The organism is Cognatundibacterium rivi (genome assembly GCF_018139565.1).
Lineage (GTDB): Bacteria > Pseudomonadota > Gammaproteobacteria > Burkholderiales > Burkholderiaceae_D > Undibacterium > Undibacterium rivi.
The window spans coordinates 667,264-691,370 of sequence record NZ_JAGSPK010000003.1 but is presented as its reverse complement, the minus strand read 5'-3'; the positions used below and the strand labels follow the sequence as shown (position 1 = coordinate 691,370).

18 protein-coding genes and 1 riboswitch are annotated in these 24,107 nt (G+C 51.6%); of the genes, 12 read left to right on the top strand and 6 right to left on the bottom strand.

Going from position 1 to position 24,107, the window contains the following annotated elements; all coding sequences use genetic code 11:
- Positions 1-69 precede the first annotated feature (69 nt).
- The 3 genes from KDM87_RS11680 to KDM87_RS11670 all read left to right on the top strand — a co-directional run bounded on the left by KDM87_RS11680 (position 70) and on the right by KDM87_RS11670 (position 2,926).
- Positions 70-798: an amino acid ABC transporter ATP-binding protein gene (locus tag KDM87_RS11680; protein WP_212679218.1), complete on the top strand. Its 729-nt coding sequence runs from the start codon at positions 70-72 to the stop codon at positions 796-798.
- 239 nt (positions 799-1,037) lie between these two features.
- A complete protein-coding gene (pyrC, locus tag KDM87_RS11675; RefSeq protein ID WP_212679283.1) occupies positions 1,038-2,102 on the top strand; it encodes a dihydroorotase in 1,065 nt (354 codons plus the stop codon).
- Positions 2,103-2,107: 5 nt separating this feature from the next.
- Complete coding sequence (locus tag KDM87_RS11670) at positions 2,108-2,926, top strand: DUF3025 domain-containing protein (RefSeq protein ID WP_212679217.1); 819 nt, start codon at positions 2,108-2,110, stop codon at positions 2,924-2,926.
- Positions 2,927-3,038: 112 nt separating this feature from the next.
- Here KDM87_RS11670 and KDM87_RS11665 read toward each other — a convergent pair whose 3' ends face one another.
- From KDM87_RS11665 to KDM87_RS11645, 5 genes are all read right to left on the bottom strand, one after another.
- Positions 3,039-4,712 (bottom strand): methyl-accepting chemotaxis protein, encoded by a 1,674-nt coding sequence (locus KDM87_RS11665; protein ID WP_212679216.1) that lies wholly within the window; start codon positions 4,710-4,712, stop codon positions 3,039-3,041.
- Between the two features lie 299 nt (positions 4,713-5,011).
- Positions 5,012-5,254: a YdcH family protein gene (locus KDM87_RS11660; protein WP_212679215.1), complete on the bottom strand. Its 243-nt coding sequence runs from the start codon at positions 5,252-5,254 to the stop codon at positions 5,012-5,014.
- 147 nt (positions 5,255-5,401) lie between these two features.
- Positions 5,402-7,000, bottom strand: a complete 1,599-nt coding sequence (locus tag KDM87_RS17945; RefSeq protein ID WP_212679214.1) for a methyl-accepting chemotaxis protein — start codon at positions 6,998-7,000, stop codon at positions 5,402-5,404.
- A gap of 343 nt (positions 7,001-7,343) precedes the next feature.
- Complete coding sequence (locus KDM87_RS11650; RefSeq protein WP_186897109.1) at positions 7,344-7,787, bottom strand: DUF2147 domain-containing protein; 444 nt, start codon at positions 7,785-7,787, stop codon at positions 7,344-7,346.
- A 168-nt stretch (positions 7,788-7,955) separates the two neighbouring features.
- On the bottom strand, positions 7,956-10,781 hold the full coding sequence (locus KDM87_RS11645; RefSeq protein ID WP_212679213.1) for a valine--tRNA ligase: 2,826 nt from the start codon (positions 10,779-10,781) through the stop codon (positions 7,956-7,958).
- Positions 10,782-11,066: 285 nt separating this feature from the next.
- On the opposite strand from KDM87_RS11645, the gene KDM87_RS11640 reads away from it, so the two are divergent.
- The 8 genes from KDM87_RS11640 to KDM87_RS11605 all read left to right on the top strand — a co-directional run bounded on the left by KDM87_RS11640 (position 11,067) and on the right by KDM87_RS11605 (position 21,841).
- A complete protein-coding gene (locus tag KDM87_RS11640; RefSeq protein WP_212679212.1) occupies positions 11,067-13,109 on the top strand; it encodes a tetratricopeptide repeat-containing diguanylate cyclase in 2,043 nt (680 codons plus the stop codon).
- Between the two features lie 168 nt (positions 13,110-13,277).
- Positions 13,278-13,381, top strand: a riboswitch (TPP riboswitch).
- Positions 13,382-13,465: 84 nt separating this feature from the next.
- Positions 13,466-15,379: a phosphomethylpyrimidine synthase ThiC gene (gene thiC / locus KDM87_RS11635; RefSeq protein WP_212679211.1), complete on the top strand. Its 1,914-nt coding sequence runs from the start codon at positions 13,466-13,468 to the stop codon at positions 15,377-15,379.
- A 12-nt stretch (positions 15,380-15,391) separates the two neighbouring features.
- Entirely contained in the window at positions 15,392-15,592 is a 201-nt protein-coding gene (gene thiS, locus KDM87_RS11630; RefSeq protein WP_212679210.1) for a sulfur carrier protein ThiS, read from the top strand.
- A 73-nt stretch (positions 15,593-15,665) separates the two neighbouring features.
- Positions 15,666-16,475: a thiazole synthase gene (locus KDM87_RS11625; protein ID WP_212679209.1), complete on the top strand. Its 810-nt coding sequence runs from the start codon at positions 15,666-15,668 to the stop codon at positions 16,473-16,475.
- A complete protein-coding gene (thiD, locus tag KDM87_RS11620) occupies positions 16,475-17,263 on the top strand; it encodes a bifunctional hydroxymethylpyrimidine kinase/phosphomethylpyrimidine kinase (RefSeq protein WP_212679208.1) in 789 nt (262 codons plus the stop codon). The genes KDM87_RS11625 and thiD overlap by 1 nt, the downstream gene beginning before the upstream one ends.
- Positions 17,264-17,268: 5 nt before the next feature.
- Positions 17,269-17,892 carry a thiamine phosphate synthase gene (thiE, locus tag KDM87_RS11615; protein WP_212679207.1) on the top strand — a complete coding sequence of 208 codons (624 nt, stop codon included), beginning with the start codon at positions 17,269-17,271 and terminating at the stop codon, positions 17,890-17,892.
- A 267-nt stretch (positions 17,893-18,159) separates the two neighbouring features.
- Positions 18,160-20,445 carry a UvrD-helicase domain-containing protein gene (locus KDM87_RS11610; protein ID WP_212679206.1) on the top strand — a complete coding sequence of 762 codons (2,286 nt, stop codon included), beginning with the start codon at positions 18,160-18,162 and terminating at the stop codon, positions 20,443-20,445.
- A 133-nt stretch (positions 20,446-20,578) separates the two neighbouring features.
- Positions 20,579-21,841 carry a putative Na+/H+ antiporter gene (locus KDM87_RS11605; protein ID WP_212679205.1) on the top strand — a complete coding sequence of 421 codons (1,263 nt, stop codon included), beginning with the start codon at positions 20,579-20,581 and terminating at the stop codon, positions 21,839-21,841.
- Between the two features lie 101 nt (positions 21,842-21,942).
- On the opposite strand, the gene coq7 is transcribed toward KDM87_RS11605, so the two are convergent.
- The gene (gene coq7, locus KDM87_RS11600) at positions 21,943-22,572 is read right to left on the bottom strand and encodes a 2-polyprenyl-3-methyl-6-methoxy-1,4-benzoquinone monooxygenase (RefSeq protein WP_212679282.1); all 630 of its coding nucleotides are present in this window, start codon (positions 22,570-22,572) and stop codon (positions 21,943-21,945) included.
- Positions 22,573-22,907: 335 nt separating this feature from the next.
- Here coq7 and KDM87_RS11595 point away from each other — a divergent pair, with 335 nt between their 5' ends.
- Positions 22,908-24,065, top strand: a complete 1,158-nt coding sequence (locus tag KDM87_RS11595) for a porin (protein ID WP_212679204.1) — start codon at positions 22,908-22,910, stop codon at positions 24,063-24,065.
- Positions 24,066-24,107: the final 42 nt, after the last annotated feature.

The following is a 24,107-nucleotide window of genomic DNA, read 5'->3' as shown; positions in this document are numbered from 1 at the left end:
GACGCGCTGCCAGGTTCTGTCGCCAGCGCATTTTCCGCCACTTCTCTTGTTGAGATATTGGAGATAAAAATGATCAAATTAAATAACGTCAGCAAATGGTATGGTCAGTTTCAGGTATTGACCGATTGCACAACCCAGGTCGCCAAAGGCGAGGTCGTGGTGGTTTGCGGTCCGTCTGGTTCGGGTAAGTCGACACTGATTAAAACCGTCAATGGTCTGGAGCCGTTTCAGAAAGGCGAGATCACCGTGGATGGCGTTTCTGTCGGCGATCCGAAAACAGATTTGTCCAAACTGCGCGCCCGCATCGGTATGGTGTTTCAGAATTTTGAGCTGTTTCCGCATTTGTCGATACGCCAGAATCTGACGCTCGGACAGATGAAAGTGCTGGGGCGTTCTGAAGACGAAGCTACTGAACGCGGTTTGAAATATCTTGATCGCGTCGGCCTGATTGCGCAGAAAGATAAATTTCCAGGTCAGCTTTCTGGTGGTCAGCAGCAACGTGTGGCAATTGCGCGCGCCTTGTCGATGGACCCGATCGCGATGTTATTCGATGAACCAACATCGGCGCTTGATCCTGAAATGATTAATGAAGTGCTCGACGTCATGGTCGGTCTGGCGCAAGAAGGCATGACGATGATGGTCGTGACCCATGAAATGGGTTTTGCGAAGAAAGTCGCGAACCGTATCGTGTTTATGGATAAGGGCGTGATTGTGGAAGATTGCGTGAAAGATGAATTCTTCACCAATGCGCGTTCTGACCGCGCACGTGATTTCCTCGCGAAGATCATCACGCACTGATCTCGTCGTCAGCACAGCGCTGTGCTGTCGTGTGGTGATCGCGGCCTGAACAAAAAACGCACTCCCGCTCAGGGCGTGCGTTTTTCATATACTCCCCCCTATTTTTTTATAAATCGCCCTGATGTCAGCATAAACAATGGGCGTTTATAGATACTGGGGGGAGTATATTTTTGTGCTTTCTGCGCGACGCGTGGAAAGGTAGAATGACGGCTAGACAGAATTTGCTATTGAAAGCCACCATGACCACTTCCTCACTTCAAACGCTACCCCAGACGCTGACGATCACCCGCCCCGATGACTGGCATTTACATCTGCGCGATGGCGATGCTTTAGCCAGCGTATTGCCGCACACAGCAGCACAGTTTGCGCGCGCAATCGTGATGCCGAATCTGAAACCACCAGTGACAACGACGGAGCAGGCGGCCGCTTATCGTCAGCGCATCCTCGCCGCCTTACCAGCCGGAATGCAGTTTGAGCCGCTGATGACCTTGTACCTGACAGACAATACTCCGCCGGACGAAGTCCGCCGTGCCAAAGACAGTGGTTTTGTGCATGCCGTGAAACTGTATCCTGCCGGTGCCACCACGAATTCTGATGCCGGTGTGACTGATTTGAAAAAATGCTACAAGACCTTAGAAGTCATGCAGGAAGTCGGCTTGCCGTTTCTGGTGCATGGTGAAGTGACGGATGCCACGATCGATCTGTTTGACCGCGAAGCCGTTTTCATCGAACGCGTAATGCAGCCGCTGCGTAAGGACATGCCGGAACTGCGCGTGGTGTTTGAGCACATCACCACCAGCGAAGCCGCAGCGTATGTGGCCGAGGCTGCTGGCCCGGTTGCCGCGACGATTACCGCGCATCATCTGCTGTATAACCGCAATGAGATTTTCAAAGGCGGTATCCGTCCGCATTACTATTGTTTGCCTGTCTTGAAACGCGAAACGCACCGCCAGGCGCTGCTGAAAGCGGCGACATCCGGCAGCCCCCGTTTCTTCCTCGGCACCGATTCTGCGCCGCATCCGAAAGGGCTGAAAGAACACGCCTGCGGCTGCGCCGGTTGCTATACCGCCTTGCATGCGATGGAGTTGTACACAGAGGCGTTTGATCAGGCTGGCGCTTTAGATAAACTGGAAGCCTTTGCGAGTTTCAATGGCCCGGATTTTTACCGCCTGCCACGCAACAGTGGCACGATCACACTCCAGCGCGAAGACTGGACATTACCGGCAGAATTACCATTTGCCGGCACCACCATCGTGCCATTAAATAGCGGCGAGACGATACATTGGAAAATGCTGGCGGATTAAGTCGGATGCCGTCACGTTTTTTTGATCAGATCGACTGGTCGCAAGCCTGGTTTGAAACGGTGCGCCCCGCGGCGACTCGCTTAGTCGCTGCGCCTGAGTGGCGTGCCGCACTGAACCGCATGGCGCAGGAAATGCACCTGCAGAATCACCGCTCGCTGCCGACGCAATTTATTCCGCAGGAAGATTTACCGGAAGGCATGGCTTACGAAGCGCATATCAGCGCGACAGGAAATGTGCCGACCCGCGAAAATCTGCATGATTTTTTCAATGCGCTGGTATGGCTGACTTTTCCCCTGATTAAACGTCAGCTCAATGCCTTGCAGGCGGCGCAGATTGCCGAACTCGGCATAGGAAAATCACGTGGCCCGGCGCGCGATGCGGCAACTATTTTTGACGAGAATGCTGCCTTGCTGGTGGTGGAAAATTCCGCTGATGGCGATGCGCTGGTGGCGGCTTTGCGCCAGCATCAATGGAGCGCGGCATTTATCGACCGCCGGGCACAGTTTGGTGCGCACGCCGAAGTGCTGAGTTTTGGTCATGCCCTGATGGAAAAACTGGTGCAGCCATATAAGGCGATTACGGCGCATAGCTGGCTGGTGCGCGTCGATGCAGATTATTTTTCTCTGAGCACAGCAGAACGTTATGCCGTGATAGATCAGCTGGTCACGGCACAATTGCAAGCGCAGCCCTTAACGACGGCGGGTTATACACCGTTGCCGGTGCTGGGTATTCCCGGTTGGTGGCACGCACAGGATCTGGCGTTTTATCAGGACACGCAGGTATTTCGCCCGGTACGGCAAAACAAAGCGGAACAGGCTGCATAAGTTGTGTCCGCTGTATCAGTTCCATCAGCCACATAAATCACACAAGCCGCGTTGTTTTGCCCGGCACGATCAACGCGATAGAGCGTCGAAGGCCGGAGATGACATCACCGTTTCAGTAAGCTGCGTTGATGCGCTGTTGCTTCTGTTTTTGCAGCGGTGTACTCATGTTGCCAGAAACCGCGATTTGCCGCGATTTCACAGACACAGGTCGGACATGCGTCTGTGCTTTCTGATCAGCGAGCTTAAACACGCTGACCATTTGCGCCAGATTTTGTGCCTGATCCTGCAACGATACTGAGGCGGTGGCGGCTTCTTCCACCAGCGCAGAATTCTGCTGCGTCGTGTCGTCCATTTGCGTGATCGCCTGATTCACCTGCGCGATACCGAGGCTTTGTTCCTGGCTGGCGTTGGTGATGTCTTGCATAATCGCGGCCACTTGCCCGACGCTGTCGACAATATCGCGCATGGTTGCGCCTGCCTGTTCGACCAGCTTACTGCCTGTCTGCACCTGATCCAGCGAGTCACCGATCAGAACTTTGATTTCCTTTGCGGCTGCCGCGCTGCGCTGTGCCAGATTACGCACTTCGGTCGCCACCACGGCAAAGCCGCGCCCCTGTTCACCGGCGCGCGCGGCCTCGACTGCCGCATTCAATGCGAGGATATTCGTCTGAAATGCGATGCCATCAATCACGCCGATAATTTCGGTAATCTTTGACGCTGAACTGTTAATACCATGCATGGTACTGACCACTTCGCTGACGACTGCGCCACCTTTTGCCGCGACTTCTGATGCGGAAGCTGCGAACTGATTCGCCTGCCGCGCATTGTCTGCATTCTGACGTACCGTGGCGTTTAATTCTTCCATAGAGGCGGCTGTTTCCTCCAGTGCGCTGGCTTCTGCTTCGGTGCGCGCAGATAAATCCATGTTGCCAGCGGCGATCTGGTTTGATGCCGAGGCGATGGTTTCGGTGCCAGCTCTGACCTGACTGACGATATCCGCCAGACTGTCGCGCATGTGTTTCATCGCATTCAGTAAGCTGCTGTGGTCGCTGGATTCAATCTTGATTTCGGTGGCCAGATCACCAGCGGCGATGTGGCGCGCAATATCTGCCGCATAAGAAGGCTCACCACCCAGCTCACGCGTGATACTGCGAGACAGCAGCCAGGCGCAGATCATGCCGCAGACCAATGCTGCCAGTGACAGCGCCAGAATTGTACTTTTTGCGCTCTGATAATTGTCCTGAACCGCGTTGGCAAGATGATTCAGATAGCCGCGCTGCGCTTCCAGTAATTGCTGTACCAACTCCTGATATTTTTTGGCGGCAGGCATAAATACCTGTTCGATAATCCGGTTTGCTTCTTCTGCCTGGCCGCTATTTTTGGCGCGCAAAATATCTTCGCGTGCAGCGGTATAAATTTTTCTCTGTTCTGTAATGTCGCTGAATAAGCGTTTTTCTTCGTCAGTTGTTAATAAGGGCTCGATCTTGTCGCGCATTTCAGTCGCGCCCTTCATGGTGGCCGCTGCATCCTCTGCGAAGAACGCCGTTAATGAGGGATCGCTGCTGCGCGCAATGGCAGCTGTGCGCCGGACGCCAACCTGAATATAACGATACCAGTCAGAAATCATGCGCTCTTTTGCTAATGGCAGCTCCATCATCAGTTTAGTTTCTGAAGCGGTCAGAGCCAGTCGCCATTGTGCGAATCCGGTTGCGATAAATGCGAGCAACAGAATCATGAAAAAGCAAAGACCAAGCCGTGTGCTGATTTTTAAGTTATTGAGATTCATAGTAATAGACGTGCAGATACAGCCATCGTGAAAACAAATGGAGAGAATTAAAAAAAATCAGAGTGTTGTCCGGGCGAAGAAAAAATATCCCGCAAAAAGCTACGGCAACGGGTAACGTTAAACAATACTGCTTGTACTTGTATAACGTGAATTGTCATATCCGGCCGTCGCAGATATGAACAGCATTCAACAGGTAACGTGAGTAAAGACCGCTTATGACGGATAAGTAGTCTTATCCCACGTACTGTTGAATGCCAGCTCCGGCTAGTGAAAACTATCCGGAGGCACAGACATCCCGATCAGGATGCTGTTTGCAGCAAATGGAATAACTGATCTTTCAGGCTGATACGGACTTTCTTCAGATTTTCCAAGGCTTCATCGGTCAGATGTTCCACATCATTTTCTGCGCGATTGACAGCTTTGTCCGCGTCATCGTATTCACTGAATAATTTTGCAAAGTGTGCATTCTGCAATTTCATTGTGTGAATTTTGTCTTTAAATTCAGGAAATTCCACTGCTAAAGGATGATGATCTACTTGCATATGTGCTCCAGTTAAAATATGTAAATGTCAGTATGACCTTATGGTATTCGGTTCCTCTTTTTATAGCGTGATATAGATCAACTGTTTCAAAGTATTTCAGCGGCGTCAAAAATAAGTCACAGGTGAATTATTGCAGTGCCGCCATATTCAGCCCAGACGCAAAGCAGGCCGGCTGCCAAGTGTAGCAGCATGGTGTGTCGCTGGCAGGGTGAAAATGCTGACTGCCTGTGTCAGTGCCATCGCCTGTTCCTCCATACTTTCGGCGGCAGCAGCGGCTTGCTCCACCAGTGCCGCATTTTGCTGGGTCATTTCGTCCATCTGGGTAATGGCCAGATTAATCTGTTCTATACCGGAGCTTTGCTCCATGCTGGCGGCCGTGATCTCGCTCATGATGTCTGCCACATGCTGCACGCTTGTGACGATCTCATCCATGGTTTTTCCTGCGTTATCGACCAGTGCACCACCCTGATCAACCTTGCTGACTGAATCGTCGATCAGCAGCTTGATTTCTTTCGCCGCCGTAGCGCTGCGCTGTGCCAGATTACGGACTTCGGAGGCGACAACCGCAAAGCCGCGCCCTTGTTCACCAGCGCGCGCCGCTTCTACTGCGGCATTCAGCGCGAGAATATTGGTCTGGAAGGCGATGCCGTCAATCACGCTGATGATGTCGACAATCTTTTTGGAACTGTCTTTAATCGATCCCATCGTCGCTACGACTTCCTGCACCACGGCGCCGCCTTTTACCGCGACTTGTGTGGCCGACACGACCAACTGATTCGCCTGGCGTGCATTATCTGCATTCTGTCTGACGGTACTGGTCAGTTCTTCCATCGAGCTGGCGGTTTCTTCCAGCGAACCTGCCTGCGATTCGGTACGGCCAGACAGATCCGCATTACCGCGGGCAATTTCCTGCGAGGCGACGGTAATCGTTTCGGTTCCCTGCTTGATCTGGGTCACCGTTGCCAGCAGATTGTTTTGCATTTGCAACAGCGAACGCAGCAAATTACTCAGTTCATCGCGCCCTTCAGCTTCTATGCTGGTGCTGAGATCGCTGTTGGCAATACGGTCGGCAAATGCGGCAGCATTCGTGATCGGTCCGATAATGCTACGCGCAATCATCCATGCCGCAATGCTACCCAGTACCAGCGTCAGCAAGCCGATAATCAACATACTGGTCAGCGATTTTCTGTAATTGCTGGTGGACGCATCGTAAGCAACTTGCATGGCTTCATGCTGTTGCTTTGCCAGTTCAGATAATTCGTTCATCCATTTTTCATGCGGCACGACGAATTCCGTTTGCAGTAAAGCAGAGGCATCGAAGTAATTTCCTTCTGCAACAAAATCACGGATTTTTTTTGAGATCGATAAGATCGCTGTTTTCTGATCCAGAGCCTGCTTCAGCGTTTTCTGACCAGCCGCATCATCAATCAGCTTTTTCGCCAGCGTTTCAGATGTGTCATATATTTCCAGGGTGGTGGCCAGTCGCTTTGATTCCTGCGCTGCTTCGGCAAGGTCACGCGGAGAACTCATTTTTCTGAGTACCAGCGCTAAGGCTCGACCTTGTTCACGCATTTCGGTGGCGGCATTCAGACTCGCGACTTTGGTCTGAAAGATGTAGTCGGTTGAGCCTTGTAACTGACTCAGTTTATACAGACCGAGAATCAGCAAGATCGTTGCAAACAACAGCACAATGCCAAAGCCCAACATCAGGCGGGTGCGAATCTTGAGTTCGGTCAGGTAGTTCATGGTCAGTTTCTTTTCTTTAAAATAGTATCTGCCAGAATAGCGGTGACGGATTCTGAAAACCGTACCGCGCGATGGTGTTTCATCTTAGTGCAAAAATTTACCTGGGGAATTATTTTCTCAAAAAAACCACTGTTGATCGTCGTGATTTGTTGCAACAGCATGCGAGCACAATTTTGTGTGGGGAAGGTTAGATTTTTTTCTGTGGTGTGTATGCAAAGTTTCATCTGCAATGCCGTTTGTCACATGTTTGAAATCGTACGCATCACCGCATTTATTTCTTTGTAAAATAAAAAAGGAAGCGCATGGCTTCCTTTTTTAATATCAAAATATGTGACCGGCAATTTTATTGTTCCCGCAGCCAGACCTGTGTGCGACCCAGAAATGGTGTACCGATGTAGCCACGGACATTGAGTTTTTTATTGTTATCAGCAAGGGTCAGTTTGCTGCTGTATAACTTACCATTGCCCGGATCAAGAATTTTGCCGCCATTGTATTCGTCACCGTCTTTTTTCAGACCGAACAAAATAGTCATGCCGATAATCGGCTGATCTTTATTTGTGCCTTCACATTTGTCGCATTTAGGATTTTTATCTGCATCGGCTTCGAGAAACAATTTTTCGATTTTTCCTTGCAGTTCACCACCGGTTTCAGTGATGCGGATCAGCGCTTTCGGTTTTCCGGTTTTATCGTCGATATTTTTCCAGAGACCGACAGCGGCTTCTTCTGCATGCGCGAAAGAGGAAAACAACAGGGAAAGAAATGTAGCCAGAAGTGCAGTTTTTTTCATAGTCTCACCAAATAAGTTTATTTTTTTTGCGGTTTTCATCAGCGTGACTGCTGCTGAAAACCGCTTTCCTGAGCGCTGATTGTACGTGGCGATACTTGCGCCACGCACAATATTTTTAGAGCAACTACTTTAATTTAACTCACTGCCTTACTGACGAAACGCGCTGTTTCAAGCTGCTGGCAATTTGCCGAATTGCTCGCGCAGTTTGACCAGTGTGGCAGAGAAATTCGCCATTCTTTCTTTCTCTTGGGCGACCACCGCAGCTGGCGCACGCGCAACGAAACTTTCATTGCCGAGCTTGGCTTCTGCTTTGCCGATTTCTGTTTCGAGACGCGTGATTTCTTTACTCAGACGTTCGCGTTCGGCAGCAACATCGATCTCGACTTTCAGCATCAGTTTTGATTCACCAACGATGGAGACCGGTGCCGGTGATTCTGGCAAGGCATCCAGCACCTGCACTTCAGACAGCTTGGCTAATGCCTGTAGATACGGTGCAAAGGATTGCAGGCGCGCCTTGTCTTCTGCATTTGCTGCTTGCAATAACAGAGGCACACGCAACGCTGGTGATAATTGCATTTCACCGCGCAGATTGCGGCAAGCGTCGGTCATGGCTTTCAGCGCATGCATCCAGGCTTCGGCTGCTTCATCGATATTCGCTGCCACGGCAAGCGGATACGGCTGCACCATGATGGAGTCACCTGCTGGATTCAGCGTCTTGCCAGCCAGCGGTGCCACGGTTTGCCACAACGCTTCGGTCACGAAAGGAATTACAGGGTGCGCCAGACGCAGCGTGACTTCGAGTACACGTAGCAGTGAGCGGCGGGTGGCGCGCTGTTGTGCTTCTGTACCTTGTTGCACCTGGACTTTGGAAACTTCCAGATACCAGTCACAGTATTCATCCCAGACGAATTTATAAATCGCGGAAGCGATATTGTCGAAACGGTAGTCGGCAAAACCTTTTTCGATTTCTGCTTCTGCGCGTTGCAGCGTCGAGATGATCCATTTATCTGCTGGCGAATAATCCAGATCGGCATCGGTCACGTCTGCGCCAAAACCGCAATCTTTGCCTTCCGTATTCATCAACACGAAGCGGGTTGCATTCCACAGTTTGTTGCAGAAATTGCGGTAACCTTCGCAACGTCCCAGATCGAAGTTGATATTACGACCGAGTGAAGCATAGCTCGCCATTGTGAAGCGCAATGCATCTGTACCATACGCCGGAATGCCATCGGCGAATTCTTTGCGGGTCGCTTTTTCAATCGCCGTTGCCTGTTTCGGATTCATCAGGCCAACCGTGCGTTTGGCGACCAGATCATCAACTTTGATACCATCAATCAGATCAATCGGATCAAGCGTGTTGCCTTTTGATTTGGACATTTTCTGACCGCTGGAATCGCGCACCAGACCATGCACATACACGGTGTTGAACGGTACCTTGCCTGTGAAGTGCGTGGTCATCATGACCATGCGTGCCACCCAGAAGAAAATGATGTCGAAACCGGTGACCAGCACAGAGGAAGGCAGGAAGTGTTTGATGTCTGGTGTTTCTTCCGGCCAGCCCATGGTCGAAAACGGTACCAGTGCAGAAGAGAACCAGGTATCGAGCACGTCGTCATCGCGCTTCAGTGCACCGGTATAGCCTGCCGCTGCGGCCTTTGCTGTTGCCTCTGCTTCATTGCGTGCGACAAAAATTTCACCGTTGTCGCCATACCATGCCGGAATCTGATGACCCCACCACAGTTGACGTGAGATACACCAGTCCTGAATGTTATTCAGCCATTGGTTGTAGGTATTCGTCCAGTTTTCTGGCACAAATTTGATTTCGCCTGAAGCGACTTTTTCAAGCGCGACTTCAGCGATCGATTTACCCGGGAAGTGCGTGCCTTCCGGTGCAGGTTTGCTCATCGCCATGAACCACTGATCGGTCAGCATAGGTTCAATCACCACATTCGTACGGTCGCCACGTGGCACCATCAGTTTGTGTGGTTTAACGGATTCGAGTAAGCCCTGTGCATCGAGGTCGGCGACGATTTGCTTACGAGCGACGAAACGATCCATGCCCTGATAAGCCGCCGGTGCGTTTTCATTGATCTTCGCATCCAGTGTCAGAATGCTGATTTTGTCGAGGTTGTGGCGCTGACCAACGGCGTAATCGTTGAAGTCATGTGCTGGCGTGATCTTCACACAACCGGTACCGAATTCTTTATCGACATAGCTGTCGGCAATCACCGGAATTTCACGATCCGTCAGCGGCAGTTTTAACATCTTGCCGACCAGATGGATATAACGTTCGTCAGTTGGATCCACGGCCACGGCCACGTCGCCTAACAAGGTTTCGGGACGTGTCGTCGCCACTGTCAGATGACCGGAGCCATCCGTAAACGGATAACGGATATGCCACATCGAGCCGTCTTCTTCTTCCGATACTACTTCCAGATCAGAGACCGCTGTGCCCAGCACCGGATCCCAGTTCACCAGACGTTTGCCGCGATAGATCAGACCTTGCTCGACCAGACGCACGAATACTTCGGTGACCGATTTCGAGCGTTCGGCATCCATCGTGAAATATTCACGATCCCAGTCGGCGGACGCGCCCATGCGGCGCATCTGGCCGGTGATCGTCGAGCCGGATTTTTCTTTCCACTCCCAGACTTTTTCGAGGAATTTTTCACGGCCAAGATCATGGCGTGAAATTTTTTGTGCATCGAGCTGACGCTCGACGACGATTTGTGTCGCGATACCGGCGTGATCGGTGCCAGGTATCCATGCCGTGTTGTAACCACGCATACGGTAGTAACGCGTCAGACCATCCATAATGGTTTGGTTGAACGCATGCCCCATGTGCAGCGTGCCGGTTACATTCGGCGGTGGCAACTGGATAGAAAATGAGGGTTTGCCATCGTCCATGCTGGCCGCGAAATAACCGCGTTTCTCCCATTCGGAGCGCCATTGTTGTTCGATTTCTGCCGGTTCGAAAGACTTCGCTAATTCCATGATTGTCAGTTGTTAGTGTGCTAAACCATTGATTATAAATGACAGTGCTGTCTGATATCGCGCTATTACATAATTCTGCCCAGCTTTTTGCTGCGTAGTCCTGTCAATTATCGTAGAAGTTTTGCTACGTGTTTTTTAGTCGCTCCCGCATTTGTCCCGAAAATGTAATTTTTTGGCGATAAAGTGTTAGGATAGACTTTCCTGTCTTTTACCTTTCGTTGCTTATAAATACCGATGGCGAACCTCAGAACGTGGACTTTTATATCTCTGTGTGTCTGTGGTGCGTTGACCCTTTCGTTATCGGTGTCTTCTGCCAAAGCAGACGAAAAGGCTGATCTTGAACATATCATCAAGATTCGAAAATTATCTGATACCGACAATACCGAAGCCTTAAAACAACTTGAGTTCCTGAAGCAAAATCAGTTCGCCAAATCGACACCCAAGGTACGTCTGGAGGCGCTCAAGGTCATCGTCAGCCTGTATTACGATGCAGGACGAATACAGTCCGCGCTTGACAGCATTACTGAATTAAAAACACTGGCAGGGTCTGAGCATGATCAGGATGGTGTGGCAATCGCCCGCATCATGGAAAGTTACGCACTGATTGATGACGGTAAGCCCGATGACGCGATAAAGAACTTATTACAGATCCAATCTTCTCTGCATACATCCGCCAGCGCGGAGGTTCGTATGCGTTTGCACAGTGCGTTTGGTTCGGCGTATTACATTACCGGTAACTTTGCGGCGTCATTGCAGCATTTTCTCGAAGCGTTGCGACTTACCGATGAGTTGACAACCCGCAAAATCGAAAACCGCATGTACAAGCTGGAGGCGATTGCCAAGTTGTACTCCGTCATGAAAGATCCTGAAAAAGCGCTGGTGACGATAGATGAAGCTTTTTCTTTGTCGCCTTTGTCGCGTTCACCCAAAACGGCGGCATCGCTGAACATCAGTCAGGGCATTGCCTTATCGGCGCTGCACAGAAATAAGGAGGCAGCCGAAGCGTATAAGCGCGCCCTGAAACTGGCCAACGAGGCGGGATTAGTCGCCATGGCGGTGACCAGTCTGATTAATATCAGCGATTATTACCTGATCATGAATCAGTACCGTCAGGCTGAAAATTATGCAAGGCAGGCGCTCAAAGAAGCCGAGACCCTGAAGGACAAGCAATCCATCACCATCGCCCGTGTAAATCTGGGGTTTTCGCTGGCAGGTCAGGGAAAGATTTCCCAAGGTGTGGAGTTGATTAATGACGTAGTGACGTACTTTATCGACTCGGATCAGAAGCCGGATGCAGAGGCTGTACTAGGCGAACAGGCCGCGATGTATGAGCGCGCCGGTATGTACAAAGAGGCTTTACAAACCGTGCGTCGCCAGCAAGAACTCAGTAACGAACTATTTCGCTCAGACCGGGCCAAGGCAGTTGCCGCATTACAGGAACAGTTCCATTCCGAGCAAAAGCAGAAGCAGATTGAATTACTGGCAAAAGAAAACGACCTGAAGGACGCCGACATTCGCAATCATCGCCTGCAGCAAATCGTTACGCTGCTGGGAGCGATTGTGACTGTACTGGTGGTGGCATTTCTGTTCCTGTTATATCGCCGGGTAAAGCGGATTAATCTGCAATTGCGTGAAGCTAATTCGCAGCTGGAATTTCATGCCATACGTGATCCACTCACGGGGCTTTACAACCGCCGTTCTTTCCTTGACATGATGAAGGCAAGGATGGCGCAGGCCGAGGCGGATCGGCGTGATGCACAGGAAAATAATCCGGATTGTCTGATCTTGCTGGATATCGATCATTTCAAGCAGATTAACGATGGATTGGGGCACGCCATTGGCGACGCGGTGTTGATGGAAGTGGCGCACCGGTTGCGGAAAGTGGTACGGGATACCGATATGGTGCTGCGTTGGGGCGGTGAAGAATTTCTGGTGTTTTCACCGAAATCGTCGCCATCCCAGAGCGCTGGTCTGGTTGAACGCCTGCTGCAAGCGGTTGGGGCCGAACCCATCATGGCCGGAGACAAGGAAATACAGGTCACGGTAACGGCGGGCTTCATTGCCTTGCCATTTTCTGACGTGCCAGAGTCAGCATTCGGCTGGGAAAAAGTACTGCAGATTGCCGATATGGCGTTGTACCTGGGGAAGGCGAATGGTCGTAACCGTGCTTATGGTATTTCGCATTTGTTGGTGTCGCCTGAGATCGCATTACCGGTGCTGGAAACGGACCTGTCCACGGCGATCGCGAATGGCATGGTGGAATTGATCGAAGTGTCGGGACCGTCCAAACTGGATTTGTCATACGCTAAGGCACCAGAGCCGCATTAACACTGACATTGGTTTTTCTGATTTTCAACATGCAACCGTAAAATTGAAACGGTGACTAGGCATGTAATAAGCTCGCAATAAGCACGCCATAAGCCCAAAATAAATCCGCAATAAATCCGCTATAATGGCGCTCTTCCGGCAAAGACAGAAATACCGTTTTTGTTTGGAAAAAAATGCTAGGGGTCCTGTCCGCACTTGTGCGATGACGGGTGAGAAATACCCTCGAACCTGATCTGGATAATGCCAGCGAAGGGAAGCTGCTAAAGAATGCCAACGCCGTTCCGCGACGATTGCGCACCGCTTTACAAACTCCTTTGCTGGCTCCATGCCTATATGCAAAGCGCAAAGGAGCCAAAATGAATGCCAACCCACAATTTCTGTCCGCCACCGCGACAGTTGATGAGGCCGCGATACAGCCGCTGCCGAATTCCCGCAAAATCTATGTACAGGGCAGCCGCCCGGATATCCGCGTACCCATGCGCGAAATCAGCCAGTCTGATACGCCAGCGACGTTCGGTTCGGAAAAAAATCCGCCGATTTATGTCTACGATACATCAGGCCCGTACACCGATCCTGACGTCAACATCGATATCCGTTCTGGTTTGACATCCGTGCGCGGGCAATGGATTGCAGAGCGAAACGATACCGAAGAACTGGCAGGCCCGACGTCTGAATATGGCATCGCGCGCCTGCATGATCCTGCACTGGCAGCACTGCGTTTCAACCTGAAACGTAAACCACGTCGCGCACTCGCTGTCAAAAACGTGACGCAGATGCACTACGCACGACAAGGCATCATCACGCCGGAAATGGAATACATCGCGATTCGCGAAAACCTGCAACGCAAAGCATATCTGGAACAATTAAAAGCGTCCGGCCCGATGGGACATAAGCTGGCAGAGTTGATGGGACGCCAGCATCCGGGGCAATCTTTCGGCGCATCGATTCCTGCGGAAATCACCCCAGAATTCGTGCGTTCCGAAATCGCCCGTGGTCGTGCGATTATTCCAGCGAACATCAATCATCCAGAAGTCGAACCGATGATTATCGGTCGTAATTTTCTGGTGAAAATTAACGCCAATATCGGCAACTCTGCAGTGACTTCATCGATAGGTGAAGAAGTCGAAAAAATGACCTGGGCGATACGCTGGGGTGGTGACAATGTGATGGACCTCTCGACCGGCAAACACATCCACGAAACGCGCGAATGGATTATCCGTAATTCGCCCGTGCCTATCGGCACCGTGCCGATTTATCAGGCGTTGGAAAAAGTGAATGGCAAAGCGGAAGACCTGACCTGGGAGATTTTCCGTGACACGCTGATCGAGCAAGCCGAGCAGGGCGTTGACTACTTCACGATTCACGCTGGTGTGCGTTTGCAATATGTGCCAATGACGGCCAAACGTATGACGGGCATCGTGTCGCGCGGTGGTTCCATCATGGCGAAATGGTGTCTGGCGCATCATAAAGAAAGCTTCCTGTACGAGCATTTTGAAGACATCTGCGAAATCATGAAAGCCTACGATGTGTCGTTCAGTCTGGGCGACGGTTTGCGTCCGGGTTCGATTTACGACGCGAATGACGAAGCACAACTCGGTGAATTGAAAACGCTGGGGGAACTGACGCAAATCGCCTGGAAACATGATGTGCAAGTGATGATAGAAGGCCCCGGTCATGTGCCTATGCATCTGATCAAAGAAAATATGGATCTGCAATTAGAGCAATGCCACGAAGCGCCGTTCTATACGCTGGGGCCATTGACGACCGATATCGCACCCGGTTACGACCACATCACTTCCGGCATAGGGGCGGCGCAAATCGGCTGGTATGGCACCGCGATGCTGTGCTACGTCACACCGAAAGAACATCTGGGTTTGCCGAATAAAACCGATGTCAAAGACGGCATCATCACCTACAAAATTGCGGCACATGCAGCCGATCTGGCGAAAGGCCATCCGGGTGCGCAAATCCGCGACAACGCCTTGTCCAAAGCACGTTTTGAATTCCGTTGGGAAGATCAGTTCAACATCGGTCTTGATCCTGATAAAGCGCGTGAATTCCATGATGAAACGCTGCCGAAAGATTCTGCCAAAGTCGCGCATTTCTGTTCGATGTGCGGGCCGCATTTTTGTTCCATGAAGATCACGCAGGAAGTGCGGGATTACGCCGCGAATCAGGGCATCAGCGACATCGATGCACTAAAAAAAGGGATGGCAGTCAAGGCGGTGGAATTCATCCAATCCGGTGCTGAAATTTATAAAAAACAGTAAGCGGTGATGACGATGGAAATCCAGTTAAATGGCGCTTCACACAGGCTCAGGCCAGCACAGTTGCTGGCAGAGCTGATCGCCGATCTTAGCCTGATGGATACCGCGATTGCAGTCGCGGTGAACCGGCAGATTGTGCCGCGTTCGCGCTGGGCAGAACATGCGTTGCAGGCAGGCGACAAAGTCGATGTGGTGCGTGCTATCGGCGGTGGCTGATCGCTGAAAAATAACTCAGACAAAGCTTACTGCACTAACGGAAAAAACAGAAAAAACAGAAAAGGATAGAAACATGCAAACAGAAATAAGCACAACAACAAACGTAGATAGCGGCCTGACCATCGCCGGTAAAACCTACCGTTCACGCTTGCTGGTTGGCAGCGGAAAATATAAAGATCTGGAGCAAACACGTCTGGCGACAGAAGCTGCGGGAGCGGAAATTATCACGGTGGCGATTCGTCGTGTGAACATCGGACAAGACCCGAATGCACCGAGTCTGCTGGATGCGGTGCCGCCGTCCAAATACACAATCTTGCCGAATTCGGCCGGATGCTATAACGCAGCAGATGCGGTCTACACTTTGCAGCTTGGGCGCGAATTACTGGGCGGACATAAGCTGTGCAAACTCGAAGTGTTGGGCGATGAAAAGACCTTGTTTCCGAATATGCCGGAAACCCTGAAAGCAGCGAAAACACTGGTGCAGGATGGCTTTGATGTGATGGTGTATTGCAGCGATGATCCTATACAGGCGCGTATGCTGGAAGACATAGGCTGCGTTGCGGTGATGCCGCTGGCGTCACTTATCGGTTCCGGCATGGGCATACTGAATCCGTGGAATCTATCATTGATTATCGAACAGTCCAGGGTGCCGGTGCTGGTGGATGCCGGAGTTGGTACAGCTTCCGACGCCGCAATTGCGATGGAGCTCGGCTGCGATGGCGTGTTGATGAATACCGCGATTGCCGGAGCCAAAGATCCGGTGCGCATGGCGCGTGCGATGGGGCTGGCGGTAGCGGCGGGGCGTGAGGCATTTTTAGCGGGACGTATGCCGCGCAAGTTTGCAGCATCGCCTTCTTCACCAATGGCAGGGCGCATCGTCTGATGGCAACGACGATCCCGCAACGCCCATGCGTGTTGGTGTTCGCAGGGCATGACCCCAGCGGCGGCGCGGGCATACAGGCAGATATCGAAGTGGTCGCCGCGCAGAGCGCACATGCCTTGCCGGTTATCACAGCATTAACCGTACAGGACAACGATCATGTCTATGCGCTGGAGGCCGTGCCGCACACGCTGATACTGCAGCAAGTGCAGTGCTTACTCGACAAAATACCGGTGGCTGCGATTAAGGTCGGCATCGCTGGCAATGCGGAAAATGCGCGCGCCATCGCTGCACTGATACAGCAGCTGCGGATAAAAAATCCGCGTCTGCCAGTGGTAGTGGATACCGTGCTGGGCAGCGGTCACGGTGATCGTTTATCGGAGGATGACGCGGTCGCTGCGATACAGCCTTTGCTGAAAGTCGCGACGCTGCTGACACCGAATCTGCCGGAGTTGCAAAGGCTGGTGCCGGACGCTGCCGGATCTTCATCGCAGATAACAACACTGATGCAGATGACGGCAGCCGATGTTTTGCTGAAAGGCGGGCATGCAGCGGGGGCGCTGGTGGATAATTTTTGGTATTCACATGCAGGCGACGAACAGCGTTGGCAATGGCCGCGTTTATCCGGTGAATTTCACGGCAGCGGTTGCACGCTGGCGTCTGCCATTGCGGCTCAGCTGGCGCTGGGGCATTCCATGCGACATGCTTTAGATCAGGCGCAAATCTACACACAACAATGTCTGCAGCGTGCTTACGCGATCGCAGACGGGCAATTTATTCCGGGCAGATAATTCAAATGACTAAGACACATGCATTACGTGGTTTATATATCGTGACGCCAGACTGGGACGATACCGCACGCTTACTTGCTGTTACGGAACAGGCTTTGCTGGGCGGCGCGGCGCTTGTTCAGTATCGCCACAAAACGGCAGACATGCCATTGCGGCGGCAACAGGCAACGGCTTTGCTGACGTTGTGCCGACGCTATCACAAACCGCTGATCATCAACGACCATCTGGATTTGTGCATGGAAATTGATGCCGATGGTTTGCATGTCGGCGGTACCGATATTTCCGTGGCCGAAGCGCGTGCGCAGATCGGTGCCGGTAAAATTCTGGGTGCCTCGTGTTACGGCGATATGCAGCTGGCCCGCAGCGCGGTTGCGAGTGGCGCCAGTTACATTGCATTCGGTGGGTTTTATCCATCGCGAATCAAAAAATATGCGGTCACCACGTCCGCAGATATTGTGCGCGACGCTGGCCAAGAATTTGATCTGCCGCGGGTCGTGATTGGCGGTATGACACTGCAAAACTGTCAGCCGCTGATGGCGAACGGGGCGGAAATGGTCGCTGCCATCAGCAGCGTGTATATGGCAGAAAATCCGCAACAGGCGGCCGCCGACTTCAGCCGCCTGTTTTGACGGCATTTTTTGCCTCAAATATACTCCCCGGAGTATATTTTGAAGCCCTTTGTTTATAAGGAGATGAAGCAGCTTTTCTTATTTTTGAGGGGGAGTATGCTGAATTTCTGATGTTTCTGCATATAGTTGGGCGGCATGCTGAACTGTGGCGCGGGTTTCGCGTACAGCCATATCAGCGGCATTTCTGCATCAGATCATGGTGATCGGTCTGCCGGATATTCTGCAGATCGGCGCGGCAGCGCAGGGTCTGTCCCGTATAATCGGGGTATGCAAAATTTACTTCACAATCTCAATCCTGAACAGCTAGCCGCTGTGACTTTGCCGGCGCAGTCGGCGCTGATTTTAGCGGGTGCCGGTTCCGGCAAAACCCGTGTGCTGACGACTCGCATTGCGTGGCTGATCCAAACCGGCCAGGTGTCCCCCCAGGGGGTGCTGGCGGTGACCTTTACCAACAAGGCGGCGAAAGAATTGCTGACACGCTTGTCGGCGATGTTGCCGATCAATACCCGTGGCATGTGGATAGGCACGTTTCACGGCCTGTGTAATCGCCTGTTGCGCGCGCATCACCGCGATGCCGGTTTGCCGCAGACGTTTCAGATTCTCGATTCCGGCGATCAGCTGTCGTTCATCAAGCGCTTGCTGAAAGCGAATAATATCGACGACGAAAAATTCCCGCCGAAGACGCTGATGTATTTCATTAACAGCGCCAAAGATCAGGGTTTGCGCGCTGCGCAGGTCGATGCTTACGATGATTTCAATCGCAAACTGGTGGGGCTGTACGATCTGTATGACGCCCAGTGCCAGCGTGAAGGCGTGGTCGATTTTGCCGAACTGTTGTTGCGCACGTATGAATTACTCAGCCGCAATCAGCCTTTGCGCGAACACTATCAGGCACGTTTCAAACACATACTGGTCGATGAGTTTCAGGATACCAATGACCTGCAATACAAATGGCTGAAACTCATGGCTGGCGCTGGCAGCAGCCGTGGTGCTGCGGTGTTTGCGGTCGGCGATGATGACCAGAGTATTTACGCTTTCCGCGGTGCGAATGTCGGCAATATGTCGGCATTTGAACGTGAGTTTGAAGTGCAGAATCTGATCAAGCTGGAACAGAATTACCGCTCGCATGGCCACATTCTGGACAGCGCCAATATTCTGATTGCGAATAACAGCAAGCGTCTCGGCAAAAATCTGCGTACTGATGCCGGGCATGGCGAACCTGTACGCGTGATGGAAGCCAGCAGCGATATACAAGAGGCGAACTGGATTATTGAAGAAGCGAAAAATCTGATCCGCGAAGGTTTGCCGCGCAGTGAAATCGCCATTCTGTATCGCTCGAATGCGCAGTCGCGCGTGATCGAACATGCCTTGTTCAGCGCGAATATTCCTTATCGTGTGTATGGCGGTCAGCGCTTTTTTGAACGCGCCGAAATCAAACATGCGATTGCGTATTTGCAGTTGATGGATAACCTGCACAATGATTCCGCCTTTTTGCGGGTGGTCAATTTCCCAACCCGGGGCATTGGTGCGCGTTCTTTGGAGCAGTTGCAGGATGCCGCTAAACAGCACGGCTGCTCGCTGTATGCGGCAGTGCCGTATGTCGGCGGCAAAGCCGGCTCATCGCTGGCAGCGTTCATCAAACTGATCGAAGGTGCGCGCTTTGAAACGCAGTATCTGCCTTTGCCTGAGATGGTGCAGATCGTCATCGAACTCAGCACTTTGAAGACGCATTATCAGACAGAAAAAGAAGGCGCTGATCGCATAGAAAACTTGGATCAGTTGGTGAATGCGGCGAGTTTGTTTGTGTCGGAAGAAGGCTTTGGCAAAGATGCTCCTGCACTGACCGGCCCGGCATCTGCCAACACTGTTTTGTTGGAGAACGGCGACGGTAATGTCATTATCGATGCGGATGCGGCCCTACCCACGGTGATGTCGCCATTGTCGGCTTTTCTGTCGCACGCCTCGCTGGAAGCGGGTGACAATCAGGCACAGGCTGGACAAGATGCGATGCAGTTGATGACGGTGCATTCGGCTAAAGGGCTGGAATTCGATGCGGTATTTATCACCGGTCTGGAAGAGGGCTTGTTCCCGCATGAGAACAGCGCGCAGGAAGAAAGCGGCGTCGAAGAAGAACGGCGTCTGATGTATGTGGCGATCACGCGCGCACGTCAACGTTTATATCTGAGCTTCTCGCAAACCCGCATGCTGCATGGGCAGACGCGCTACAACATGCGCTCGCGTTTTCTGGAGGAGTTGCCGGAAGAATCCTTGAAATGGCTGTCGCCAAAGATTCAGCCGCAATGGTTTGGCAATAAAAAATCTACATGGGATGATGTTCCTGCTGCAGGCGCGAATCGCATCGCACAGAATTTCAATCAGGTCGCGGATGCGAATGCATGGCGTATCGGGCAGGGCGTCGCGCATCCTAAGTTTGGTGAAGGGGTGATCGTGAATATCGAAGGCAGTGGCACGAATGCACGTGCACATATCAATTTCGGTAAGTTCGGTATGAAGCTGCTGGATCTGAGTATCGCCAAACTGGAAAAAATCTGATTGTTCATCGAATCAACCTCGCTGGGATTTTGACGGTCAGCGCAGTTTATTTCGCGACATGTGGATGTCGGAGTTGATTGTGTTCGCTGCTGTGGCGTGTTGATCTACTTAAATTAATGGAAAAGGACGCAGAATGACGACCGATATGTTGATTCAGTATGTAGCGGCGGCGATCTTTGGTATCGCTGTACTGCATACTTTTTCCACCAAATTTTTTATTTCGCTGGCACACAAAAGTCGGCATCATGCTGGCCTCTGGCATTTGCTGGGAGAGGTCGAGGTCGTTTTCGGCTTCTGGGCTTTTGTGCTGGTCACCGTGATTGCTGTACTGGTGAATCAGAAAGAAGCGATTCATTATCTTGAAGCGCAGAATTTTACTGAGCCTTTATTTGTCTTTGCGATTCTGGTGGTGGCTGGCACCCGGCCGGTGTTGTGGGCGGTGCAGGCTTTTGTTTCTCGCATTGCGCGCGCGTTGCCGTTAAATACGCAGCTGGTGTCGTATTTTTTATGCCTGTCTCTGGTGCCATTGCTTGGTTCTTTTATTACTGAGCCGGCAGCGATGACGTTGGCAGCGCTGATGTTACGGGATCGCTTTTATTCGCAGGCGATTTCCGAGCGGATGAAGTACATGACGCTGGGCGTTTTATTCGTCAACATTTCTATCGGTGGCGTACTCACTTCGTTTGCGGCACCGCCAGTGTTGATGGTGGCAGAGAAATGGGGTTGGAACAGCGCGTTCATGATGCAGATGTTCGGCTGGAAGGCTGCTTGTGCTGTCGTATTAAATGCCTTGTTGCTGAGTGTGTTCTTCCGTAAAGAACTGACGGCACTGAAAGCACCGGAACCGACGACAGCGGATGCGCCCGTGCCTTTTTCTGTGGTGGCAATTCATTTTATTTTTCTCGCGGCCACGGTCTGGTTTGCGCATTATCCGGTCGTATTTTTAGGATTGTTTTTATTTTTCCTCGGATTTACTGAAGCGTACAAACAGTATCAAGACAGGCTGATGCTGAGAGAAGGCTTGCTGGTTGCATTTTTTCTGGCGGGTCTGGTGGTTCTCGGCGGTAAGCAGGAATGGTGGCTGCAACCGTTGCTGGCCGGTATGGATAACGCTGTCCTGTTTTTCGGCGCGGTCGCATTAACAGCGGTGACGGACAATGCCGCGCTGACTTATCTGGGCTCACTGGTTGTTGGCTTACCGGATCCAGCAAAATATGCGCTGGTATCCGGCGCGGTCACGGGTGGTGGCTTGACGGTGATTGCCAATGCGCCGAATCCTGCCGGGTTTGCGATTTTAAAAGACTCGTTTAGTGAAAAAGCGATCAGCCCCTTGGGTCTGATCGCTTCTGCGGCGCTACCAACGGGTATCGCTGCTCTGTTTTTGCATTTTGTGTAAGCCGTCGGTGCTGCTGGCTGAATCGCTGCAAATGCTTTATTGCGACAGCGCCTTGGCCAGCCTTCCAAAGGCGCTGTTGTGGTAAGGCGTGCTATCTGCTGTCAGATGTAGTAAGCCGTTGATGTCATCACTTTGGCCATCAGTTTCATCACCATTTTGATCGGCTGCGGCGTTTCACTTGCCCCTAAGGCTTGTGCCGCGGCACCGTGCGCCACCTCGTCAACGCGCATTTGCTCGACAATCGCACGCGACCTTTCGTCATGTGCAGGCAGCGACTTCAGATGTCCGGCCAGATGCGCTTCAACCTGCCGTTCTGTTTCAACGACAAATCCCAGGCTTGCTGCATCGCCACATTTTGCCGCGATCACGCCACAAGTGTAGGCGCCTGCATACCAGAGCGGATTCATGAAACTGGTATGTGAATTCAGTTCTCTCAGGCGGCTTGCCGTCCACGCCAGATGATCTTCTTCTTCGATGCAGGAATGTTGCAACTGGCGGGTCACTTCTTCTGTATGTGAAAACGCACTTTGGGCGTCATACAGCGCCTGGGCACAGATTTCACCGACATGATTGACCCGCATTAGGCCGGCACTGTGTTTTTTTTCCTGCTCACTCAGCGTGTCTTCAGTAGCGACGGCCTCGGCGGGATAAGGGCGCGAGCTTTTCGCCTGAGCCGAAACGGTGCGCAGCGCGCGATCAAAGCTGAGAACGATACGATCTATATTTGGCAGGGACATGGTTTCGATGCGGTAAAAGGTAAGGCGCTATTGTAAAACAACAGACCCGGGGGCTGGCTTTAAGCTGGCGCAAGGCATGCGCAGATTCAGGAGGGCTAAAAGTGACTACCGTTGTGCTGATGCTCACTGTTGTCGCCGCGCCACATTTAATTTGCTTAAACACGGTCGTTCGCAAATTCTCTTTGCCCAAATCCACGTAGTTTGGTTCAATCGTTCCTAGATTGTTTATCAATCAGCTGGGAATAACTTGCAGCACAATTAAAAAAGCGGCCTAACTAAGAGCTGCAGACATTAAGTCAAATCACACTATAAAATCTGGAGACAATTCAATGAAAAAATCACTCATCGCTTTTGCTGTACTGGGCGCGTTCGCATCTGCGGCATCCGCACAATCTAATGTGACCGTCTACGGTATCGTTGATGCTGCTGTGATGTACACCAATAATCAAGCGGGTGGCACCAATAAAGCCGTGATGGAAGCTGGTCAGCTGTTGACATCTCGCTGGGGTATTAAAGGTAGCGAAGATCTGGGCGGCGGTCTGAAAGCTAACTTCAATCTGGAAGGCACTTTGGCGAATGATACTGGCGCTGCAGGTGCAGGCTTTGGCGGTAGTAACCTGACGCAAAATTTCAGCCAGGCTGGTAACAACTCTTCCCTGTTTGATCGCCTTTCATGGGTTGGTTTATCAGGTGCGTTTGGTGCCGTCACGATGGGGCGTAACAATATTCTGGGTGTGGATTCCGTTGGTCTGGCTGATCCTATGAGTCTGGCACATGCCGGTACAAATCCTAACGTGGCGTTGGTGGGCTTGAACTCTGGCGCATTCTTCGGCGGTTTCGGTACAAATCAGGGCGGTACAGCTCTGCGTCAAAATAACTCGGTTAAGTATGTTTCCCCTTTCATTTCTGGCTTCGCTGGTGCAGCGATGTACGGTTTCGGTGAAAAAGCCGGCGAAATGTCTTCCAGTTCTTACGCTGGCCTCGCAGGTATCTTCACAGATGGCACGAACGGTGCAGCATTGTCTTTCGCAAAATTGAAAGATCCTACTGGCAATGTTTCTCTGAGTGGTTGGGCGGGTGGTATTAAATACAAAATTGTACCATCGACTATGTTGCGCTTTACCTATGGCCACAACACAATTGAAGGCAAACTGGGGGCTCCGGTTGCAGTGACATCGCCAAACGATAATCGCAAGATTACTGTTATTGGTCTGGGTGCTGACTATGCAGTTTCTGATCAGTTGACTCTGACTGGCGCTTACTACAATACAAAACGTTCAGGCGATTTCGACGGTAAGGCTGATCAGTACATCGGTCTGGCTAAGTATGCATTCAGCAAACGCACTACTGCTTACGCATCGCTGACTTATGCTAAAGCTGGCTCTTCAGCCTTGAAAGATACAACATTGGCATTGGGTATCATCGGTACTGATGGCGTTCAAAGTAAAGCGACTCGTGCAGCATTTGGTATCTTGCATGCATTCTGATATGTAGTTTCATCAGGCAGCGCAATTAAAAAGCCAGCGAAC